This window comes from Snodgrassella sp. W6238H11 (assembly GCF_016100525.1).
Taxonomy (GTDB): domain Bacteria; phylum Pseudomonadota; class Gammaproteobacteria; order Burkholderiales; family Neisseriaceae; genus Snodgrassella; species Snodgrassella alvi.
Genome location: NZ_JACFSH010000002.1, coordinates 21,953 through 43,080 on the forward strand (window position 1 = coordinate 21,953; position 21,128 = coordinate 43,080).

Genomic DNA, 21,128 nt, shown 5'->3' on the forward strand with positions numbered 1-21,128 from the left:
AATGATAAATCAACGGGCTTAATGTTAGCTGAAAATGCAGCAGGCAGCCAGTTGTGGCTGCCTGTAGTCTGTATGATTAATGTAAATACCGGTTTTAATCGATATGTTTGCTGAGATTCACCTGGTCGAGAGGTACTTTACGAGTATGGTAGCGTAACTTGTGATACAGATAGAATGCTGCGAATACCGGCAGCCCCATATAGGTGATGGCAAAGCGCTGCCATTTAAAATCACCATGCAATAGTAACTGGCTGTCCTGTCCGATTATCACCAGAATACACAGTAAAAGCGCCAAAATGGGACCGAACGGGAACCATTTGGCACGATAAACCAGAGAATTCACATCATTACCCTGCCGCACAAAAGCACGCCGGAAACGATAGTGACTGATGGCAATACCCAGCCAGGCAATAAAACCGGTAAGACCGGATGCCGCAACAATGTATTCGTATGCACCTTCATCGACACTTTCCAGCAGGAAAATAGCCAGTACGACAATTGCTGTTGCCAGCAGTGCCAGCACAGGTACACCGCGACGGTTTACTTCAGCAAAGGTGCGGTGAGCCATGCCGTCTTTACCCATTGCATACAACATACGGGTAGATGCATAAAGACCGGAATTGCCAGCAGAAAGAATAGAAGTCAGAATCACAGTGTTCATTATGGCTGCGGCAAAAGCCAGACCGGCACGCTCAAATACCAGTGTAAAGGGCGATTTTGCAACCTGATCCACATCTGCACCAAGCAGAGCATCGCTGTTATAAGGAATAAGCAGACCAATTACCAGCATGGCCAGAATATAAAAAATCAGAATGCGCCAGAAAACCTGTTTGATTGCTTTGGGAATACTTTCCTGCGGGTTTTCTGACTCACCGGCAGTAATACCGATAAGTTCTGTTCCCTGAAATGAGAAACCGGCAATCAGAAATACACCGAGTACGGTAAAAAATCCGCCCGACCAGCCATGTCCGAGAATCGGTGCATCGCCGATAGTGAAATTACTTAAGCCTATATACTGGCCGCCAAGAATACCGAAAATAGTCAGTACACCCACGCCCAGAAACACAATTACCGTAACTACTTTAATCAGAGCAAACCAGTATTCTGATTCGCCGTAGGCTCGTACAGATAAAATATTCAGCAGAAACACGAGAGCAAAAAACAGTAGGCTCCAGCTCCATGCCGGCATAAAGCGCAATGGTTCCCAGTAGGTAATGACCAGTGAAGCTATGGAAATGTCGGCTGCAACGGTAATCACCCAGTTAAACCAGTAGTTCCAGCCCAGTGCAAATCCCAGTGACGGATCCACAAAACGGGCGGCATAGGTAGAGAAGGAACCGGAGGTAGGCAGATAAGTTGCCATTTCCCCGAGCGAGGTCATCAGGAAATACACCATAACCCCAATAGCCATATAGGCGAGCAGTGCTCCTCCCGGCCCGGCATCGTGAATGGCACTGCCGCTGGCCATGAATAATCCCGTACCAATACTGCCGCCAATGGCAATCATTGATAGATGGCGGGTTTTCAGATGGCGTTTAACTTGATTGGAAGAGGAGTTGGCGTCTGTCATTCTGGTATTGAGTAAATAATCTCTGGTATACATGAATGTATGGCAGTATCCGGCATACATTCATTACTCTGATACCGGCATAATGATGCAACGGCACCATCTGAAACAATGTCCAGTGTGCTATACCAAAGTGGATTGCAGATTAATGTATAAACAGCATTTGCCGGAGTTATTATCCTTTTTGCATATACTGTTTTGCTGTAAAAACGTTCATTATAACAAATGTATTGTTGACTGGCAGGATTATTCAGCGATTGCGTTTAGCAGGGCAGTATTTACCACTATTTAACATGATGAGATTTTCCGGCCAGCGCAATGCGGCCAGATGCATCCGGCTGTCTGCCGGTAAGATGGCATTTTTGCGCTCACGCCAGCGGGCACCTATGGAAAAATCCACACAGAATACCTGTTGCTGCTTACCCAGCCAGTGAGTTGGTGGTTCCGGAAACAGATCTTTGCGATGTTCAGCCACGCCTGCTGTGCCATACCAGCTGCGCCAGTAATGCCCAATAATTACCGCCACCGGATCAGTATATTGCTGCCACCACGGTTTTCTTATTGTAAATCGCCAGCGGCCGTTTATATAAAATGGTTGCTGAGTTAAAGCCTGAATACCGCTGGTCAGTGCACGTATGGGATTATGGCAGCTACGTAATAAATCATAATGAGCAACACCGGGCTGAAATGGCATGGTGTAGTTTTCATCTTCCAGTTCTGTTTTTAGCTGCTGTGTTTCCTGTATATAAGATTCGTACCATTCAGTCTGACGAAAATCATCAAAAAAACGGTTCTCCCAGTAGTGATACTGTTTAATCAGAGATTTTTCACCACAATGAATCAGTTTATCAATGCTTTCCGGTAGCCATGCGGCATGTACAATGCGTAAATCGTCGCGTTGCAGAATCAATGGCCATTGTGCCATGGTTTCCTGTAGTTGCCTGCGCTTGTCTTTCGGATAATGCTGCCATGGTGCAAAACGTGTTTCGTCCTGCGGACGGTTGTCAAAATACCAGCCCGAACCGTCTTTAGGATCATCAATCAATAAATTCAGTTCATGATTGCCAATAATGGTAAATGCATTTTCAGCTGCGACTGCTTTAATTACCCAGTCGAGTACAGCCGGACTATCCGGTCCGCGATCACATAAGTCGCCGACAAATACCAGTTTTCTGCCATGTTTATGCTGTCCGTTCTCATCATAACCGAGAAAGTGCAATAATTGCTGTAAAGCTTCCCACTCGCCATGCACATCACCAATAACATCCAGTGCAGTACTGGCAGGAAGAGGACGGATAAATGAACATGAATCAGAATACATATATGTGGCCTGTTAAACAGACCTGACAGCTGTCTGTAGGGATATTTCTTTGTTATAAAACAAAATTTAATGCACCAAAGTTATTAAACATAGCACAAAAATTTTACGTATGCCAAATTTACTGCAATTAATCTCTCATTTTATGTGATTATTACCAGTATGAATAAAAATATGAATAAAATATTTAATTTCATATGGTTGCTTTTTAGAAATAGGCGGAGAATAATTTTTATGTTATATGGGTATAGATTGCTTTTGCCAAACTGTCTGATTTGGGCTAAAATCTGCCACTCTTAATATTTATCAGCATCCATAGCTCAGTTGGAAGAGTGTCGGTTTCCGAAGCCGGAGGTCACAGGTTCGATCCCTGTTGGGTGCACCAGAATTTTTTTAAGGGCTTTTAGTTTTACTAAAAGCCCTTAAATTTTATGTGTATCAATTATTTTTGTTGATAAAGATATTTGATTTTAAATAACCTGTTACATTCTTTAATCATCAAATTATAATTGTTGCTATCATAATGTATTCATAATTATCTATCATATTGTTACAAAGACATTGAGTAATACATTCTGAACCATTTGCCTTACTGGAAAAAATTTATTAATTATTTAATTTAATATCAATAAAAGTTCAAACTGTTTTGGATAAAAAATTCTGATGGTATTTGATTTGTATAAATAGAGAGATTTTTCATGCTAGTGTCAAAAAAAGCCCAGGGGCATTTGATTGCGTTGTTTACGATATTTATCTGGGGGACAACCTATATTTCCACCAAGGTTTTACTGGCTGAATTCAAACCTATAGAAATTCTATTTTTCCGATTTATGCTGGGTTACTTTACTCTGTGGATTCTTGCTCCTCATTTTTTGAGCTGGCAGGGCATCAGGAAAGAGCTTTTGTTTATGGCTGCCGGTTTTTGTGGAGTCACCTGCTATTTTTTATGTGAGAATATTGCATTAACTTATACAACAGCTTCTAACGTGGGGGTAATCGCCAGTCTGGCTCCGGTATTTACCGCCATTTTAGCGATGTTCTTTTTAAAAGCAGAAACACCTTCTCTGCGTTTTTATATTGGCTGTCTGCTGGCAGTTTTTGGTGTGGTCTTAATTAGTTTTAATGGTACGTTTGTTCTTTCTCTGAATCCGCTCGGTGATTTTCTGGCAGTTGTAGCCTGTCTGTTCTGGGCTGGCTATTCGATTTTAACTAAAAAAAGCAGCAGTTTTGATTGCAATATTATTTTACTGACCAGACGCTTCTTTTTTTATGGCTTGATTCTGATGTTGCCTGCATTGTATTTATTTAATTTTGAATGGGGACTGGTACGTTTTTACAAGCCGGTTAATATGCTTAATATCCTGTTTCTAGGAGTAGGTGCTTCTGCAATCTGCTTTGTTTCATGGAATTATGCAGTTAAGTTAGTCGGGGCTGTTAAAATCAGTATTTATATTTATTTAGTACCTGTTATTACAATAATCAGTGCAGTAATTATTTTGAAAGAACCATTTAACTTAATTGCTGCTGTGGGTGCATTGCTGACACTAAGTGGTGTGGTATTGTCACAGGGTAAGAGAAGTAAAAAGCAGTAATTACTATGTATTCTGATAATAATTAGAATTTTACTGTGCCAAAAAAAGCTCCGTGAATTAAGGAGCTTTTCAATTTAAATTGTCAATGCTGATAATTAATAGGTTGGTACACTTGCATCTACTTCATGTGACCATGCATTGATACCGCCGTTGAGATTATAGAGATTTTCAAAGCCGGCTTCCTGCAGATATAAAGCTACCTGCATGCTGCGCATACCAAGGTGGCAATATAAGACGATGGGTTTATCATCCGGTAATTCATTCTGGCGTAACGGAATCATATTCATCGGAATATGTATAGAGCCGGGTATGGCTGCATACTGAACTTCATTATCTTCCCGAACGTCGAGTAAGACAAAATCCTGATTTTGCTGTTGCCATTGCTGTAATTGAACAGCGTTCAATGTTTGGATACTCATATTATAAACTGATGTATGTAATGTCATTTATGGTTCAAATTATAGAAACTGATTTATTTCTCAGATTCTATTCGTACGTATTCAACCATAAAATTGGATAAGTTATCTATCTTAATATATTCTCTTACTATAGTAAGAGTAATTTAAGCTTTTAGATTATTACGATTATATTGCTTAATCAAAAATCTTCCGTTTGTTTTTTGTCTTAAACTGAGTCAGCATTCATAATTTAAAGCTCTTGCTAAAATGGTGATAAAAAATCTTCATTTAAAAGTTTCTGACAAACCATCTTGAAACTCCATCATGGTTTTATCTCTTTTCAGTTTATTCTGTCTGACTTTTTAGTATGTCCTATTTCTAATAAGAAATTCACTGTCTCAGTATGTGGTTTTAGAGGAAAGTAATGCCTATACCGTGCTAATTACGACAATGTTTTGTTAAATGGCATATATATAATCACTATACTTTGTTCTAGTGATGGTTGATAGTAATCAGACGATAACTGAAAGAGGATAAAACCTAAGTAGGTTTTGGTTTGATACATGAAATGTAATATTGACTAGTGCTTTATCTAGCAGGTAAAAGTCTGGCGGGCAGGATGGTAAACGCAATGTGTTCTCATAATTATCATTTGAGATACACACTATGCTTTGGAAAAGAGACTTACACTTGCATCCCGACAGTGTAATTAAAATAGAATCAACAAATTGATTGCCTTAAATGCAGGTTTGTGCTGCTTTTTTGTCGTTTACTCTTGCAGATTATTGCTGGTGGTATTAAGGCAATCACAAAGATTATTTGGGCTGCCACTTGCCATCTTTACCTTTATGGTAAGTTTTTTCTACTGCCGCCCACGCAACTTTATATGCAATGGTTTCGGCATCGCTGTTATCGCGGCGTTTTTTCGGATCCTGATATTCCTGAATTGCGTGATTAAAAGCTTCTTTGAAAATATCCTGTGCATGTTCAGGTAATGCCTGTTTTACTGCTGCCGGTAAATCTGCGCGGGTTTGATAAGGCATGATTCTGCTCCTGAAGATAAAATTATTTTAAATATTACCAGAGCAATGAAATAAGTATTCGAAATTTTGGAATATCTTTTTTATTTTACAGTTTTTAAAACAAAGTGTTGCCGTTTTTCAATATACCGGCTTATGGTTGCCGAGATTGCTATTCAAAGTAGTATCAGGCAAAAAGATAAAAAATAAATTTATCTGTTAAATACTGATATTCATTAAAGTTTGCGGATGATTATTGATAACCTGTTAAGTGTATATTGTCTTAAAAAAGAATTTTCTGATAGCAGCACAATTTTCAAAATGATAAATTGCGCTGCTTATTTTGAATTAAAGTTTGTTCAGAATTTAAACTGACTTGGTGCAGGTATTTCTAAGCTATGTAGAGCCGGTGCTACAGTTTCAAATAATACAGTTTCTCTAAGCTGATTATTCTGGCGTTCAAATAAAATAGCACGCATTACCGGCGCTTCACCGATAATAGCAACCATGCGACCATCCTCTGCCAGCTGATCCAGTAATAAATCAGGTAGTTTTGGTAATGAACCGCCAACATAAATGGCACTGAATGGTGCGCCGGGGAGTTTGTCCGCCAAGCCATCACAGGTTTTATAGCTGATATTAGTATAGTCCATATCACTAAGTATTAACTGGGCGCGCTGTTGTTGTTCAGCATCAATATCAACACTGATTACTTTACCGGCCATTTTTGCCAGTATGGCTGTAGCATAGCCGGAACCTGTGCCGATTTCTACTACAGTGTCCGTCAGATTAAGTTTCAGTGCCTGAATCATTCTGGCTACGACTTTGGGTTCAAGCATTTTGCCACCGTTAGCCAGCCCAAGTGACTGATCTGTATAGGCTACTTCCTGCTGCTGAGGCAGAACAAAACGTTCACGCGGAATGTCGGACAGGACATCCAGTAAATCAAAATCTAATACGTCCCAAGGACGGATTTGCTGCTCAACCATGTTATAGCGGGCGGTATTGAAATCCATGTCTGCTCCGAAATGCTGATACCCGCCGGGCGGGTGGAATAGTAAGTAGGTTTAGAAAGCAATATGCTCTGTTATTAGGCTATTGTATACGAATATAGTTTAAGTGAATTATAAAACTATTTACGGTGCGGCAGTAGGGTATTGGTGAATCAATTCTGCTGTTCAGATTACAGGTAGTCAGACAGAATCATGTCTGATGCTTTTTCTGGCATGGAAAAAAATCATACGGCTATTTATTCAATACGATATAAGATAATTGTTTTTAATTTGTTTTAATCTGTTTTTTGGGGCAGATAAGTAGATTTCCTTATGGCTGTTTTCTATTATTTTCTTTCTATTAAAGATATAAGGCCGAAAATATCTTTAATAGATTTAATCAGCCTTAAGTGAAAATGTATTTACAATATAAATAGAGATGAAATGTTGAGAGTATGAATGCTTACCAACTCTTACCGGCATGCTCTTTTGCTTTGAGCTCGTTCTCTTTTTGCATTTTGTATTGCGTTTGAGACTGTACGAAGTATTTTCCATACTCTTTTGAGTTACCTTCATCTTTGGCCTTCATGGCCATTGCATAATATTGGTCACCTTGCTTTTTATTATTTTCAGCCCGTTTTTTGAACATATCCGATTGATTTTCATAAAATGCCATATTTAACTTCTCCTATCTTCTTTTGTTTTTTCAATAATATCTGCCATTGAGTTTCTAATTTCGTTACCAGTACTTTTTAATTTACCGATCCTCCCTTTAAACTCATTTTTATCTCGCCTAAAGCTTTTAAATAATGAACGAATGTAAAGTATGATCCCAAAAAGAATAAATCTGGTCAACAGTATTATTTTGATGAAGTTGTGACAATATTTACCTTGGGTTAAATGTATATAGTTGCAGTTAAACATGTGCTTAATTCTGAGTAATGACAAGGCACAAATGGTAATTTTCCGTTACAATGCCGCCATTTTAAAGCTGAAGCTAATTTATGGCATGAATAATAGCTTTCTGTCATAGCCATACGCTCAGGTTTGGCATGTTATTTGTCTTAAGGGAAAATATATGTGGCAGCAAAAGTGGGTAATAGGTAATTGGAAAATGAATGGCAGTAATGCAGCTAACCGCACGCTGCTGCAAGGATTACTTCAACCTGTAAACGTGGCTGCGGCACAGGTATATTGTGGTATTGCCGCCCCGAATGTTTATCTTGCCGGTATCAAAGAATTTGCTGCCAATACAGCACTGGCTGTAGGCGCGGAAGATGTCAGCCGGTTTGCTGTTAATGGTGCTTTTACCGGTGAAGTAAGTGCACAGATGCTGGCTGATGTCGGAGCACAGTTTGTGCTGGTCGGACACTCTGAGCGCAGACAGTATTTTCAGGAAGATAATACTATTCTGCTGGAAAAGATGCAGAACAGTATTGCAGCAGGATTGCTGCCTATTTTGTGTGTAGGCGAAACACTTGCCGAACGGGAAGCCGGACAGGAAGAGCAGGTAGTAGCTGCACAGTTGTCTTTGCTGGCAGAGGCAGATCTGAGTGAAATAGCGGTGGCATATGAGCCGGTATGGGCTATAGGGACGGGGAAAGTTCCGGTTACAGAACAGATTGCCGCCATGCATGAGTTAATTTACCGGCAAATCTTGTCTTTATGTGGTAAAGATGTTAAAATCCGCGTCCTTTATGGCGGTAGTGTCAATGCGGGCAACGCGGCTGAAATTCTGGCTGTGTCACATGTTGACGGTGCTTTGGTTGGCGGTGCCTCATTGCAGGCTGACAGTTTTGCCGCTATTATTCAGGCTGCATATGCGCCTGCTTGATAAAAGTTGATATCATGGAAGCATTTAAAACCCTTATTTTAATCGTGAATATTTTCGCGGCGCTGAGTGTTATTGTGCTGGTGCTGATGCAGCAGGGCAAAGGTGCTGATGCGGGCGCAGCATTTGGTTCCGGTAGTGCTCAGGGTGTTTTTGGTGCAGCCGGCAATGCAAATTTCCTCAGTCGCAGCACAGCAATTGCTGCTACTGTATTCTTTGTTACCTGTTTAGCTTTAGGCTATATTTCCACACACCGGCACAGCGGGCTGGATTTTAGTAATGTGAAACCGAAGCAACAGGTAGTAGTACCGGCAGCCACACCTGCCAGTGCGCCAGCCGTACCGGCAAAACCGGCACAAAAACCGCTGATACCGGAATAAACAGTTTTTACAGTTAATTGCCGACATGGTGAAATTGGTAGACACGCCATCTTGAGGGGGTGGTGACCTCAGGTCGTACGAGTTCGAGTCTCGTTGTCGGCACCATATAAAAATTAACAATTTATATTTTGTACATCGTATATACGAATGTGTGTTGCTAGTAAAAAGCATAATGAAATTATATTGTTGATTTTGCTAAAATAATAGGGCAGCCTGTCTGGGCTGCCCTATTTGTTTATATTTATATCTGTATACCGTCTGATTCGTCTGGCCAGATAAACAGTCTGCTATATCAGAAGTGTTATATGGATTAAAAGATATAAATTATTGGAAAAATAAAGATGACAGATGCTGATCCTTTTGTGCATTTTGAAGACCTGGATAGTGAACTAACTCAGACTTTTATTCACAAGGCAGATGCAGCTGCTCAGGCTGAGTTTGCATCGAGTGATGAATATACAGCGGTGCGTGATGATATTGTGACTATGTTGCAGGATGAGCAGCAAATTCCTTTTTGTCAGGAACACCGTGCACGTATGTATCATTTTTATCAGTCAGCGGAATTTCCGAAGGGTGTGTACAGGGTATGTTCTGCGGCCAGTTATCGTGCAGGCTTGCCTGAATGGGAAATTTTGTTTTCAGTAGCTGATTTTGATTCTCTGCTTAACGATGATGTGTACTTACAGGGAGTGGCTCATTATGTGCAGGCACCGGAGCATGTATTAATCAGTCTGAGTGCGGGCGGATCTGATGCTGCTTATACAATTGAATTTAATCTGGCTGAGCGTAAAGTTGTCGAAGGCGGTTTTCATTTTCCGCTCAGTAAAAGCATTATTAGCTGGCGTGATACTGAAAGCGTATGGGTATGTCCGGCCTGGGATGAGCGGCAGTTAACGCAGGCGGGTTATCCCAGACAAGTGTGGCTGATGCGCCGCGGACAATCTTTTGCAGAAGCACTGCCGATACTGGAAATGGCCGCAGAAGGCATGATGGTTAATGCCTGGCGTTATCTGGATAGTCAGGGCGCACCGATTGATTTACTTGAAGCAGCAGAAGGGTTTTATCACAAACAGTATTATCAGGTACTGGCTGATTTTAGTGTTAAACCGCTGGGATTGCCGGATGATTGTGAATTGATGGGTTATCTGTACGGGCAATTGCTGGTGCAGTTACGCAGTGACTGGCAGCGGGCAAATAAATCCTATCCGGCAGGCAGTCTGGTGGCAGTGAAGTTGAATAAAGGTGAGCTTGGTGCGGCTGAGCTGATTTTTTTACCAACTGAAACTCAGGCTATTGAAAATATTGAAACTACACGACGGTTTGTGCTGGTGTCCATACTGGATAATGTGCATAGCCGCTTGCTGGCATGGCATTTTGCAGATAGCCGCTGGCAGGAAATTACTTTGCCGAATTTGCCGGAAGGTGCACTGGAAATTACTGATCAGCCGTGGGGCGGTGATGTGGTGTATCTGGCTATCAGTAATTTTCTTGAGCCTCTGACTTTATATACGCTGGATATACATCTGGGTGAGTTGTGTGTTATGCGCCGCCAGCCACGGCAATTTAATCCGCAAGGAATGCAGGTACGGCAATTTAATGCAGTTGCAGCTGATGGCACATTTATTCCTTATTTTCATGTTGGTAAACAAATCGGTGAGGATACGCCAACAATTGTTTATGTGTATGGTGGTTTCTCTATGCCGCAACTGCCGTATTATCTGGGCAGTATTGGTAGGCACTGGCTGGCCAGAGGCTATGCTTTTGTGCTGGCAAATGTCCGTGGCGGAGGTGAATTCGGACCATTATGGCATCAGGCTGCTCAAGGGATTAATAAACATATCAGTGTTGGTGATTTGCTGGCTGTGCTGCATGATTTATATAAACATCATCGAGCTGTGGCGGCACATACAGCGATACAGGGCGGCAGTAACGGCGGTCTGGTGGTAGCATCTGCTTTCTGCCGTGAGCCGCAGAGTATGGGGGCAATGGTGTGCGAAGTGCCACTGACAGATATGTTGCGTTACCCTTATCTTTCAGCAGGTTCTTCGTGGATTGATGAATACGGAAATCCTGAAAATTCTCTGGAAAGACCGGCATTAAAGCTGCTTTCTCCTTATCATAATTTGGGTGATTTGCAACACTATCCGCCGGCATTGATTACTACTAACCGGCACGATGATCGTGTGCATCCGGCACATGCACTGAAATTCTATGCGCGTCTGCGGCAGCTGAAGCAGAGGGTATGGCTGGCAGCACCTGATACTGGCGGGCATGCCGGTGGCGGAACACAGGAAAATACAGCAGCGGAGCTGGCTCTGATTATGAATTTTTTATATAAAACTATTGTTAATAATGATTCAATATAAATCATATTGCTTGTCGCAAAAAATCAGGCTGTGCTAATATGGCTGCCGCTTGCTGTTAAATTTGCACTTGGGTGATAAGTAAAAGTGCGGTGAAAATCACTGAAAACCACGGAAAAGACGGCAAAAAACAATTTAAATGGAAAACTCTATTTTTATTAGGTACAATAATATCAACAACTAAAAAAGTTGATTTATTCAATTAACCCTGTCCGCACTTACTGCCGGGCAAAGAAAAGAAAGATCAGTCAATGGATAATAATATCGAACAACGTGTGAAAAAGATTGTTGCAGAACAATTAGGCGTGAGTGAAGCTGAAGTAAAAAATGAATCTTCTTTCCAGGAAGATCTGGGTGCTGACTCACTGGACACCGTTGAATTGGTAATGGCTCTGGAAGAAGCTTTTGGTTGCGAAATTCCGGACGAAGAAGCTGAAAAAATTACTACCGTACAACAAGCTATCGACTTTGTTGGCGCTCACTTGAATTAATTCCGTGTAGTGTTGGTCAAATTCAAATTCCTCTGTCGAAATAAGGCGCTTTTTTCGTCTGATTCGGTAGAGGTTTTTTTCTTACGAGCAAAATTATGAGTAAAAAAAGAGTAGTCATTACCGGCCTGGGTCAGGTATCTCCTGTGGGTAATGATGTAACCACAGCATGGCAAAATCTACTTGCAGGTAAAAGCGGCATTGGCACTATTACCCATTTTGATGCTTCGTCTTTAGTTTGCCAGATTGCCGGTGAAGTTAAGAATTTTGATGTAACTCAGTACATCAGCGCAAAAGAAGCACGCAGAATGGATTCGTTTATTCATTTTGGTGTAGCTGCTGCGATGCAGGCAATTGCAGATGCTGGGCTGGATGACATACCAGGGCTGGATAAAACCCGGGTAGGGGTGAATATCGGTGCCGGTATCGGTGGATTACCTGCGATTGAAGCAACAGCACGGACTGTTGTGGAACACGGGGCACGTAAAATTAATCCGTTTTTCATTCCCAGTTCTCTGATTAATCTGATTTCCGGTCATGTTACTATTCTTAAAGGCTATCAGGGACCGAGCTATGGCATGGTTTCAGCCTGTACCACCGGTGCGCACAGTATTGGTGATTCTGCCCGTCTGATTAAGTATGGTGATGCGGACATTATGATAGCCGGCGGGGCAGAGGCGGCTATTTGTGAGCTGGGTGTAGGTGGTTTTGCTGCAATGAAAGCATTATCAACCCGCAATGATGATCCGGCTACAGCATCCAGACCATGGGACAAACAGCGTGACGGTTTTGTGATGGGTGAAGGTGCCGGGGTAATGGTGCTGGAGGAATATGAGCATGCACGTAAACGCGGTGCCAGAATCTATGCTGAACTAGTGGGTTTTGGTATGAGTTCAGATGCATATCATATTACTGCGCCCAATACTGAGGGACCGGCACTGGGTGTGACCCGTGCTCTGAAAGACGGTGGTTTAAATCCTGAAGATATTGATTATGTGAATGCTCATGGTACATCGACCCCGCTGGGTGATGTAAATGAAACCAATGCATTAAAACTGGCTTTGGGTGAGCATGCTAAAAAACTGGTTGTGAATTCAACTAAATCCATGACCGGACATCTGCTGGGCGGTGCCGGCGGTGTGGAAGCGGTATATACAGTAATGGCTATTCATACCCAAAAATCTCCGCCAACAATCAATATCTTTGAACAGGATATTGAAGCGGGATGTGATCTGGATTATTGCGCCAATGAGGCGCGTGATTTGCCGATTCGTGCAGCTATTTCCAATTCGTTTGGTTTTGGTGGTACGAATGGTTCACTGGCGTTTAAACGCTTTGAGGATTAATCATTTTTAAATGTATTTTATGAGCACAGGTTGTCTGACAACAGGCAGCCTGTGTTTTTCTATTCATGCAGCTATGATTGAATTGAGCGGATTGATACCCGAACGCTCTTTGCAGACTGGTGCATGATGTGAATCAGCTGTATTCTGCTAATTTGGTACGGTATTTCAGGCAGCCTGAGTCTGAGTTTTTGGATACAATATGTTTCGTTAAAGCTGTTTGTGCCGGTAATGAATGAAATGTTGTCTTTGTAAGTTGTCTGGCTTCTGAACGTATTGAGAAACAGGGCAGTTATTTGCTGATAGTTTGTTAAAGGGAATATTTGACATGAATATTGGTGTGCTGGGTGCCGGAGCGTGGGGAACGGCTCTTGCCATTCACTTTTCTCTGCATGCACACAAGGTCTGGTTATGGACACACAATATCCGGCATGTGCAGCAATTACAGCAGGAGCGGGTAAACAAACGGTATTTGCCTGATTTTGTTCTGCCAGAAAATCTTTCTGCTGTTGATGCATTTGCGCCGGCAGATTTAATCATTATTGCCACACCGGTATCTGCTTTGCGGGAAAGTGCCCGGAAGCTGGTTGAGGCCGGTATGGGTAAAGTACCTGTTATTGCAGCCTGTAAAGGATTTGAACAGCAAACCGGCTTGTTACCGCAACAGGTACTGGCAGAGGTTATGCCCGAGAATAACTGCATCGGTGTGCTGTCCGGACCAAGTTTTGCACAGGAACTGGCTCAGCAGTTACCTTGTGCTGTTACGCTGGCATCGGAAAATTTTGCCTGGATTCAGTCCCTGGCGGCTGCACTGAATAATACTGTTTTGCGTTTATATGCGAATGCTGATGTGATCGGGGCGGCAGTAGGCGGGGCGGTAAAGAATGTCATGGCTATTGCAACGGGGATTGCAGATGGTCTGCACTACGGGATTAATGCCAGAGTGGCATTAATGACACGGGGTATGGCAGAAATATCGCGTCTGAATCATGCTCTGGGTGGTCAGGCAGCAACGTTAATGGGCTTGTCCGGTATGGGGGATTTAATTCTTACCTGTACGGGATCACTGTCGCGTAATCGCCGGGTAGGTTTATTGCTGGCAGAGGGTAAATCACTGCCTGAAGCATTAACTGAACTTGGACATGTTGCCGAAGGTGTATATACTGTAGAAGAGGTTTGCAGGCAGGCGGATTCACTGGGGGTAGATATGCCGATTGCCAATATCCTGAAGCAACTGTTTCATGGTCGTACTGAAGTACAGGCAATGGCAGAAATTCTGATGGAAAGAGCGCCTAAAGCGGAATAATAATTATTTGTTATAACGAAAAATAACCGGATTAGCAGTATTGATAAATCAGGTAATTCATGCTGCATTAATTAAGGACGGAAGCGGGTAGGGAATGGAAAATCAATTAGAACAACTGGAAGATAGTGTTAAGCGGCTGGTAATACAATTCAATTCTCTTTTGGCAGAAAAACATCAGCTGACTCAGCAGCTGGCAACTGCGAAAGAACAATTACACAAACAAAATGAAGATTTTCAGTTAGAACGTGAACGGATACGTAGTCAGCATGAGAAGGAAAAGTTTCATTTACAGGAAAGCATGCAAACTACGATTGACGGGCTGATTGCTGAAAAGAACCGATATACTTCGGTAGTGAAAGCATCCAGTGATGAGCTGCGGCGGTTGCTGCAACGGCTACCTCAAATGCAGGAGGATTTAAATGGATGAAATTCAACAGGTTCGTGTGGAAATTCTTGGTCGTCCTTTTAATATAGGCACGCCCAGAAGTGAACACGAAACGTTGATGCAGGCAGTAAAAATGCTGAATGAAAAAATTACTGCTATTCAGAGTTCCGGAAGAATTGTTGAAACAGATAAAATTGTAATTATGGCTGCGCTCAATCTGGCTCACGATTTGCTCAAACTGACCGTGCACGGAAATTTGGCAATTGGCGATTATGAGCGTAAAATGCAGGATATGATACAGTTGTGTGAAAGTACACTCACACTTGTGGTAAAATAAAGTTTTCTTCCCCTGCGGTGTTCGTAAGGACATATATTCCTTTGAACCAATAATTCGCTTTTTTGGCGGTTGGGTAATGGTGGGCGTGAGCATTCCCTGTGAATGAACCCGAAGCCATTCGATACTGCCAGCCTTGTCCTCAAGGTTCAAGCGGATGGCGTCCAAACCGGCACCTGCGGGGGAAACTTTCATAAACAGGCTGTCTGATGATTCAGGCAGCCTGTTTTCATTAGCTGATTTGCCGGATGTATCGGTTAGCTGCGTAGCGCTCGCTGAATTTCCAAGTTTCGGCGGTTCAGTTAAATGACAAAGGTTTTATGGGTAGTTTGGTGGCCGGATATATTTCTTTCAACTATAGAAGTCTGAATTAATGGTTTTTGGTCTGTATATTTATATTACTACCTGCTTTACTACTGCTGAATAATCAACTAGCCAGTTTTTACCCGGATTATTGCTGTTCACTTGAACAAATCAGGTAAAATTAACGCTGCAATAATGTGCTTGTGCACTGGCCGATACACTGAATGCTGTTATTTGTAATTTTCAGTATATTGCTTAGAAAGCTGAAAGTTCAGCCAGCCGGTTTTCTCTTTTTTTATTTCGGATAAACCAGATAACAATTGTTCTGGTATGAAAAGTACTATGTCCAAAAATTTTTCCTATGTTCCATTGCGTCTGCATACTGAATTTTCTATTGAAGACGGTATTGTACGGATTAAAGAGGCAGTTAAAAGAGCCAGTGCTTTGGGAATACCTGCATTAGGTATCAGTGACCTGATGAATGTATTTGGCATGGTGAAATTTTATAAGGCATGCCGTAATGCGGGAATCAAGCCGATTATGGCGGTAGATGTGCGTCTGGAGAATCCGGAACAGCCGGACAAGCCTTTTCGCCTGATGCTTGTGGTCAAAAATCATGCAGGTTATTTGCGTCTGAATGAGCTACTGACAAATGCTTATGTGGGTGAAGACCGCAATCCGCATCAGGCAATAGTACGTCAGCAGTGGCTGGCAGAGGGAGACAATACTGGCTTAATCTGTTTATCCGGAGCACAGTATGGTGAAATTGGTCAGGCTTTACTGTCACAGAAACCTGAGCAGGCTGCACAAGCTTTAATTAAATACCGGCAATGGTTTGGTGATGGTTTTTATCTGGAAGTGCAGCGTTTACCTGAGCGGCCGGAATGGGAGGCTGTGGTAGCCGGTAGTGTGGCACTGGCGGCTGAGCATCAGATAGCCGTGGTGGCAACCCATCCGGTACAGTTTATGGATACTGATGATTTTCAGGCACATGAAGCCCGGGTCTGCATTGCTAGCGGATATGTACTGGCTGATAAACGCCGTCCGCATGATTTTATGCCTAGTCAGTATTTTGTTACGCCTGAAGAGATGGCGGCACGTTTTGCCGACATACCTGAAGCTTTATCTAATACGGTGGCTATAGCTCAACGCTGTAATCTAACGCTGACACTGGGGAAAAACTATTTGCCGCTTTTTCCGACACCGGAAGGGATGACGCTGGACGATCTGCTGGTTCAGCTGAGTAATGAAGGATTACGTGAGCGCATGGCATTTCTGTATCCGGATGAAGCAGAACGGGCACAGAAAATGCCGGAATATCAGCAGCGACTGGATTATGAACTGGGAATTATTATTCAGATGCAGTTTCCCGGTTATTTTCTGATTGTGCAGGACTTTATTAACTGGGCTAAGCAAAATGGCTGTCCGGTAGGTCCGGGACGTGGTTCCGGTGCCGGTTCGCTAGTGGCGTATTCATTGAAAATTACTGATTTGGACCCGTTGCGTTATAACCTGCTGTTCGAACGTTTTCTGAACCCGGAACGGGTATCAATGCCAGACTTTGATATCGATTTTTGTCAGGAAAACCGTGGTCGGGTTATCCAGTATGTACGCCATAAGTATGGTGTGCCTGCGGTCAGTCAGATTGTCACTTTCGGTACGATGTCGTCGAAATCTGTGGTACGCGATGTCGGGCGTGTGCTGGATTTACCGTTTGGTTTGTGTGACCGTTTGTCCAAACTGATACCGGTTGAAGCAAATAAACCACTCAGCCTGACAAAAGCAATGGAAGCAGAACCGCAAATCCGGCAACTATTGCAGGAAGAAGAAGCTGAAGAGCTAATGACGCTGGCGCTGAAACTGGAAGATCTGACGCGCGGTTTGGGTATGCATGCAGGCGGGGTGTTGATGGCTCCGGGAAAAATTGCCGATTTTTGCCCGATTTATCAGGCAAGCGGTGATGATGCGTCTCCGGTTTCGATGTTTGATAAGGATGATGTTGAGCAGATTGGTTTGGTGAAATTCGACTTTCTCGGACTGCGCAACTTAACCATCATCGAAATGACGCAAAAATTTATTCTGGAAACCACTGGTCAGAAGGTTGATGTTAATCATATTCCGCTGGACGATGCAGAGACGTATGCCAGTATTTTTGCCAGAGGTAATACAACAGCAGTATTCCAGTTTGAGTCGGTGGGTATGAAAAAGATGCTGGTGACAGCACGTCCGACCAAATTTGAAGAAATTATTGCGTTTGTGGCTCTGTATCGTCCGGGGCCGATGGATCTGATTCCGGATTTTATCCGGCGTATGCATGGTGAGGAAAAAGTAGAGTATCTGCATCCCAATCTTGAACCGGTATTAAATTCTACTTACGGGGTGATGGTTTATCAGGAACAGGTAATGCAGGCGGCACAGGTTTGCGGTGGCTATACACTGGGTGGTGCCGATTTGCTGCGTCGTGCCATGGGTAAGAAAAAAGTTGAGGAAATGGTGAAGCATCGTGCCATTTTTGAGGCTGGTGCCGCTGAAAAAGGCATAGATAAGCAAACGGCCAATGAAATTTTCAATTATATGGAAAAGTTTGCCGGCTATGGTTTCAATAAATCGCATGCTGCAGCTTATGCTCTGGTGTCTTATCAAACTGCATGGCTCAAATGTCATTATCTGGCTGAGTATCTGGCCGGTACGATGTCCAGTGAATTGACTAATACGGATCAGCTGAAAATTTTTGTTGATGATGGTATTGAAAACGGGATTACTTTCCTGCCACCGAGTATTAATGAATCCTTTTACCGGTTTACTCCGAATAATAAAAAGCAGATTCGTTATGCACTTGGAGCAATTAAGGGAACTGGCGAAGGTGCCGTAGAGGCCATTGTACGTGCGCGCGAAACAGGTGGTGCATTTACAGATTTATTCGATTTTTGTCAGCGAGTAGATCGCCAACATCTGAATCGCCGTACGATTGAGGCTTTGGTACGCGCCGGTGCCTTTGATGAATTGAATCCGAATCGGGCTCAGTTGCTGGCCAATATCGGTCTGGCGATGGAGAATGCTGAGCAGGTGGCTGCCAATGCGAATCAGGGCGGGCTGTTTGATATGGTTGAAGATGCTATAGAGCCTTTACAAATGGAAAAGGTAGCACCATGGTCACTGGCGGTAAAGCTGGCTGAAGAGAAACAGGCAATGGGTTTTTATTTTTCCGGCCATCCGTTCGAACCATATGCTGATAAAGTACGTGCACTGGTTAGCAGCAAACTGGCAACACTGAAACCATCTAATAATAAGCAGAAAGTAGCCGGTTTTGTTACCGGTGTCCGCTATATTATGGGAAAACGCGGTAAATTTGCTGTGGTGCAGCTTGAGGATGGTACCGCTAAACAGGAAGTTGTAGTAGCGGGGCAGGCACTGGAAGAATACGGAGCCAGCCTGAAAGCAGATCAGGTATTGATTATGGAATGTAAGGTTGCTGTTGATGAATACAATGGCGGTGACGGATTACGTATCACTGCTGATGATGCATTCACGCTGGCGCAAGCCAGCGCCCGCTATGCACGCAGTCTGCATTTACACATTACTGCAGATACTCCTGTCGGACAATTGGCCAGATTACTGGAACCATACCGTGAACAGCAGGCTCATGTGCCACTGAAATTTTGCTGCCGGCATCAGCAGGCATATGGTGAATTGCGTGCGGATAGAAACTGGCTTATCAAGCCTGAGGCTACCTTATTTGATGAACTGTATACCTTGCTAGGCGATGAGGCGGTACAGGTGAGTTTCTGAGTGTAAACCGAAAAATTGAGCGTATTTATGTACGATAAGTACTCTCTTGTCTGAGTGTATGATAAAAATAATTATTTTAAATTTTATGTGTTATTGGTAAATGTTTAAGGACATCGGCGAAGCGCGGCCAGGTGTTCGGCCTGTATTCAGTATCTGTAAAATTTGAAATTATCGGTTTTTGCTTAAAATCATATTATTTTATTGCTGTGAATTAAGTGTGTTTATTATTAACACGCTGTATATCATAATTTTTACCGGAGTTTGGAATAACTGAATTTCAATCAGTCCGAGATTGCGGTTTATACTGAACTATGAAGCTGATTTTGTCTGCATCTGTTCTGAATGCATTACCACCCTTACCTCAGACAGATGCTGATTGGGCTGTCTATTTTTTATACTGTGCTAATGATACATTTTATTGCGGGATAACTAATCGGCCGTTAAAGCGCTGGCAGGCGCATTATGCGGGTAAGGGGGCAAGATATACACGCATGTATCCGCCACTTGAGATGCGTCTGATTTGCCGGAACATTACTAAAGCCGCTGCAGCACGATGTGAATATCGGCTGAAGCGGCTTAAATCTTCAGACAAGGCAGTTTTATGGCAATTGCTGGAAAATTATCTTCCTTAAAACTGAGTTTATATATCAGTTAAACTGCTAGTCCGATGTTACATCAGAGAATCAAAACCCTCATCGGATGAGGCAGGAATGGTAGTAATTGGAACCTTCTTTACTGATGTGGGTTGTTTTTTTGCAGGTGTGGTGGTTGGATGTAACGGAGTAATATTTTGTTGCTTAGGTGTTTCGTCCGTGTCCTCATCTACTTCAATACTACTGCCTTCCGGTGTGATTTCCTGTTTAGAATTGATATTGTCTGGATTAACGTTTTTGAATTCTACAGTTTCACCTTTACCGCTTGTCCACTGTAGTGAGCTCAGATTGCCGCTAACTTTGGTTTTGCCCGTACTGCAGGTAAGACAAATCAAAGTATTGGCCGGTTTGCCCAGAGCATTGTTTAAACGTTGCTGGTCAACCCGAAGCTGATGCTGTTCTGCCCATGAACTGATACTCTGGTTTAAGAGCTTTCTGTTCAGGTTTCGTTTATTATAAGGATCGCGATAAACGGCAATCCAGATATCATTTTGTTCATCTGTGTTAACTGATACCTGCTGGTAAATGACGGCAGCATCAGCACCGCTTTGTACTGTTGCGGCAAAATCCAGTGCATTCGGGCTGCGTAAACGCACACAGCCATGACTGCGTACACCAGGTACGCTGCTGGGTACATTGGTACCATGAATGCCAAGCCCCAGCCGCGGTTCACCGAGACGGACAAATACGGGACCAAGCGGGTTATTCGGGCCGGGTGGTACAGATTTTTGTACGGCTTTACCGCTTGCCGCCATTTCTTTTTGAATACTGCGCGGAACACTCCATGTAGGATTAGATACTTTGGCACCAATTTTGTATTCACCCAGCGGTGTTTGTGTGCTGGCTTTACCTACAGTTATCGGATAAGTTTTAATTAATTTTCCGTCCTGAAACAGAAATAGCCGCAGTTGCGGAACATTCAGGATAACTTGCTGTCCCTGACTGGGTACTGCGTAATCAGGCATGGGAATGGCAGCATATGCACCTGTGGAGATGAGGGTAGTGGCCACTGCATAAAGTATTGGTTTTAACATTATTCTTAAAATCCAGTATGGCAATATGGATAT

18 protein-coding genes, 2 tRNA genes and 1 other RNA gene are annotated in these 21,128 nt (G+C 42.9%); 14 read left to right on the top strand and 7 right to left on the bottom strand.

Features of this window, described 5'->3' with window-relative positions; genetic code table 11:
• Positions 1 to 94: 94 nt before the first annotated feature.
• Together H3V00_RS03530 and H3V00_RS03535 are read right to left on the bottom strand one after the other, a co-directional pair.
• On the bottom strand, positions 95 to 1,507 hold the full coding sequence (locus H3V00_RS03530) for an amino acid permease (RefSeq protein ID WP_363119075.1): 1,413 nt from the start codon (positions 1,505 to 1,507) through the stop codon (positions 95 to 97).
• Positions 1,508 to 1,817: 310 nt separating this feature from the next.
• Positions 1,818 to 2,888 carry a metallophosphoesterase gene (locus tag H3V00_RS03535; RefSeq protein WP_198207128.1) on the bottom strand — a complete coding sequence of 357 codons (1,071 nt, stop codon included), beginning with the start codon at positions 2,886 to 2,888 and terminating at the stop codon, positions 1,818 to 1,820.
• Between the two features lie 306 nt (positions 2,889 to 3,194).
• Between H3V00_RS03535 and H3V00_RS03540 the strand changes: the two genes are divergently transcribed.
• Both H3V00_RS03540 and H3V00_RS03545 read left to right on the top strand, forming a co-directional pair.
• Positions 3,195 to 3,270 (top strand) — tRNA-Arg (locus H3V00_RS03540).
• A gap of 313 nt (positions 3,271 to 3,583) precedes the next feature.
• Positions 3,584 to 4,477 (top strand): DMT family transporter, encoded by an 894-nt coding sequence (locus H3V00_RS03545; RefSeq protein ID WP_198207126.1) that lies wholly within the window; start codon positions 3,584 to 3,586, stop codon positions 4,475 to 4,477.
• A 95-nt stretch (positions 4,478 to 4,572) separates the two neighbouring features.
• Here H3V00_RS03545 and H3V00_RS03550 read toward each other — a convergent pair whose 3' ends face one another.
• From H3V00_RS03550 to H3V00_RS03565, 4 genes are all read right to left on the bottom strand, one after another.
• Positions 4,573 to 4,896 (bottom strand): rhodanese-like domain-containing protein, encoded by a 324-nt coding sequence (locus tag H3V00_RS03550; protein WP_025331462.1) that lies wholly within the window; start codon positions 4,894 to 4,896, stop codon positions 4,573 to 4,575.
• 794 nt (positions 4,897 to 5,690) lie between these two features.
• A complete protein-coding gene (locus H3V00_RS03555) occupies positions 5,691 to 5,918 on the bottom strand; it encodes a ChaB family protein (protein ID WP_025331461.1) in 228 nt (75 codons plus the stop codon).
• Positions 5,919 to 6,253: 335 nt separating this feature from the next.
• Positions 6,254 to 6,910, bottom strand: a complete 657-nt coding sequence (locus H3V00_RS03560; RefSeq protein WP_084565294.1) for a protein-L-isoaspartate O-methyltransferase — start codon at positions 6,908 to 6,910, stop codon at positions 6,254 to 6,256.
• Between the two features lie 439 nt (positions 6,911 to 7,349).
• The gene (locus tag H3V00_RS03565) at positions 7,350 to 7,562 is read right to left on the bottom strand and encodes a hypothetical protein (protein ID WP_198207124.1); all 213 of its coding nucleotides are present in this window, start codon (positions 7,560 to 7,562) and stop codon (positions 7,350 to 7,352) included.
• Positions 7,563 to 7,964: 402 nt separating this feature from the next.
• Here H3V00_RS03565 and tpiA point away from each other — a divergent pair, with 402 nt between their 5' ends.
• From tpiA to H3V00_RS03625, 12 genes are all read left to right on the top strand, one after another.
• Entirely contained in the window at positions 7,965 to 8,720 is a 756-nt protein-coding gene (tpiA, locus tag H3V00_RS03570) for a triose-phosphate isomerase (RefSeq protein ID WP_198207122.1), read from the top strand.
• Positions 8,721 to 8,734: 14 nt separating this feature from the next.
• A complete protein-coding gene (gene secG, locus H3V00_RS03575; RefSeq protein ID WP_025331458.1) occupies positions 8,735 to 9,097 on the top strand; it encodes a preprotein translocase subunit SecG in 363 nt (120 codons plus the stop codon).
• A 19-nt stretch (positions 9,098 to 9,116) separates the two neighbouring features.
• Positions 9,117 to 9,202 (top strand) — tRNA-Leu (locus tag H3V00_RS03580).
• 236 nt (positions 9,203 to 9,438) lie between these two features.
• A complete protein-coding gene (locus H3V00_RS03585; RefSeq protein ID WP_198207120.1) occupies positions 9,439 to 11,463 on the top strand; it encodes a prolyl oligopeptidase family serine peptidase in 2,025 nt (674 codons plus the stop codon).
• Between the two features lie 248 nt (positions 11,464 to 11,711).
• Positions 11,712 to 11,951, top strand: a complete 240-nt coding sequence (gene acpP / locus H3V00_RS03590; protein WP_025331393.1) for an acyl carrier protein — start codon at positions 11,712 to 11,714, stop codon at positions 11,949 to 11,951.
• Between the two features lie 95 nt (positions 11,952 to 12,046).
• A complete protein-coding gene (gene fabF / locus H3V00_RS03595; protein ID WP_025331392.1) occupies positions 12,047 to 13,294 on the top strand; it encodes a beta-ketoacyl-ACP synthase II in 1,248 nt (415 codons plus the stop codon).
• 325 nt (positions 13,295 to 13,619) lie between these two features.
• Entirely contained in the window at positions 13,620 to 14,597 is a 978-nt protein-coding gene (locus H3V00_RS03600; RefSeq protein ID WP_198207118.1) for an NAD(P)H-dependent glycerol-3-phosphate dehydrogenase, read from the top strand.
• A 94-nt stretch (positions 14,598 to 14,691) separates the two neighbouring features.
• Entirely contained in the window at positions 14,692 to 15,024 is a 333-nt protein-coding gene (locus H3V00_RS03605) for a hypothetical protein (protein WP_025331390.1), read from the top strand.
• Positions 15,017 to 15,319 (top strand): cell division protein ZapA, encoded by a 303-nt coding sequence (locus H3V00_RS03610; RefSeq protein ID WP_025331389.1) that lies wholly within the window; start codon positions 15,017 to 15,019, stop codon positions 15,317 to 15,319. The genes H3V00_RS03605 and H3V00_RS03610 overlap by 8 nt, the downstream gene beginning before the upstream one ends.
• Before the next feature lie 6 nt (positions 15,320 to 15,325).
• Positions 15,326 to 15,505: non-coding RNA, 6S RNA (gene ssrS, locus H3V00_RS03615), on the top strand.
• A gap of 456 nt (positions 15,506 to 15,961) precedes the next feature.
• Complete coding sequence (gene dnaE / locus H3V00_RS03620; RefSeq protein WP_198207116.1) at positions 15,962 to 19,408, top strand: DNA polymerase III subunit alpha; 3,447 nt, start codon at positions 15,962 to 15,964, stop codon at positions 19,406 to 19,408.
• 323 nt (positions 19,409 to 19,731) lie between these two features.
• Complete coding sequence (locus tag H3V00_RS03625) at positions 19,732 to 20,040, top strand: GIY-YIG nuclease family protein (RefSeq protein WP_025331387.1); 309 nt, start codon at positions 19,732 to 19,734, stop codon at positions 20,038 to 20,040.
• A gap of 38 nt (positions 20,041 to 20,078) precedes the next feature.
• Here the strand turns inward: H3V00_RS03625 and H3V00_RS03630 are convergent, their stop codons facing one another.
• Positions 20,079 to 21,095 (bottom strand): L,D-transpeptidase, encoded by a 1,017-nt coding sequence (locus tag H3V00_RS03630; RefSeq protein ID WP_181415837.1) that lies wholly within the window; start codon positions 21,093 to 21,095, stop codon positions 20,079 to 20,081.
• Positions 21,096 to 21,128: the final 33 nt, after the last annotated feature.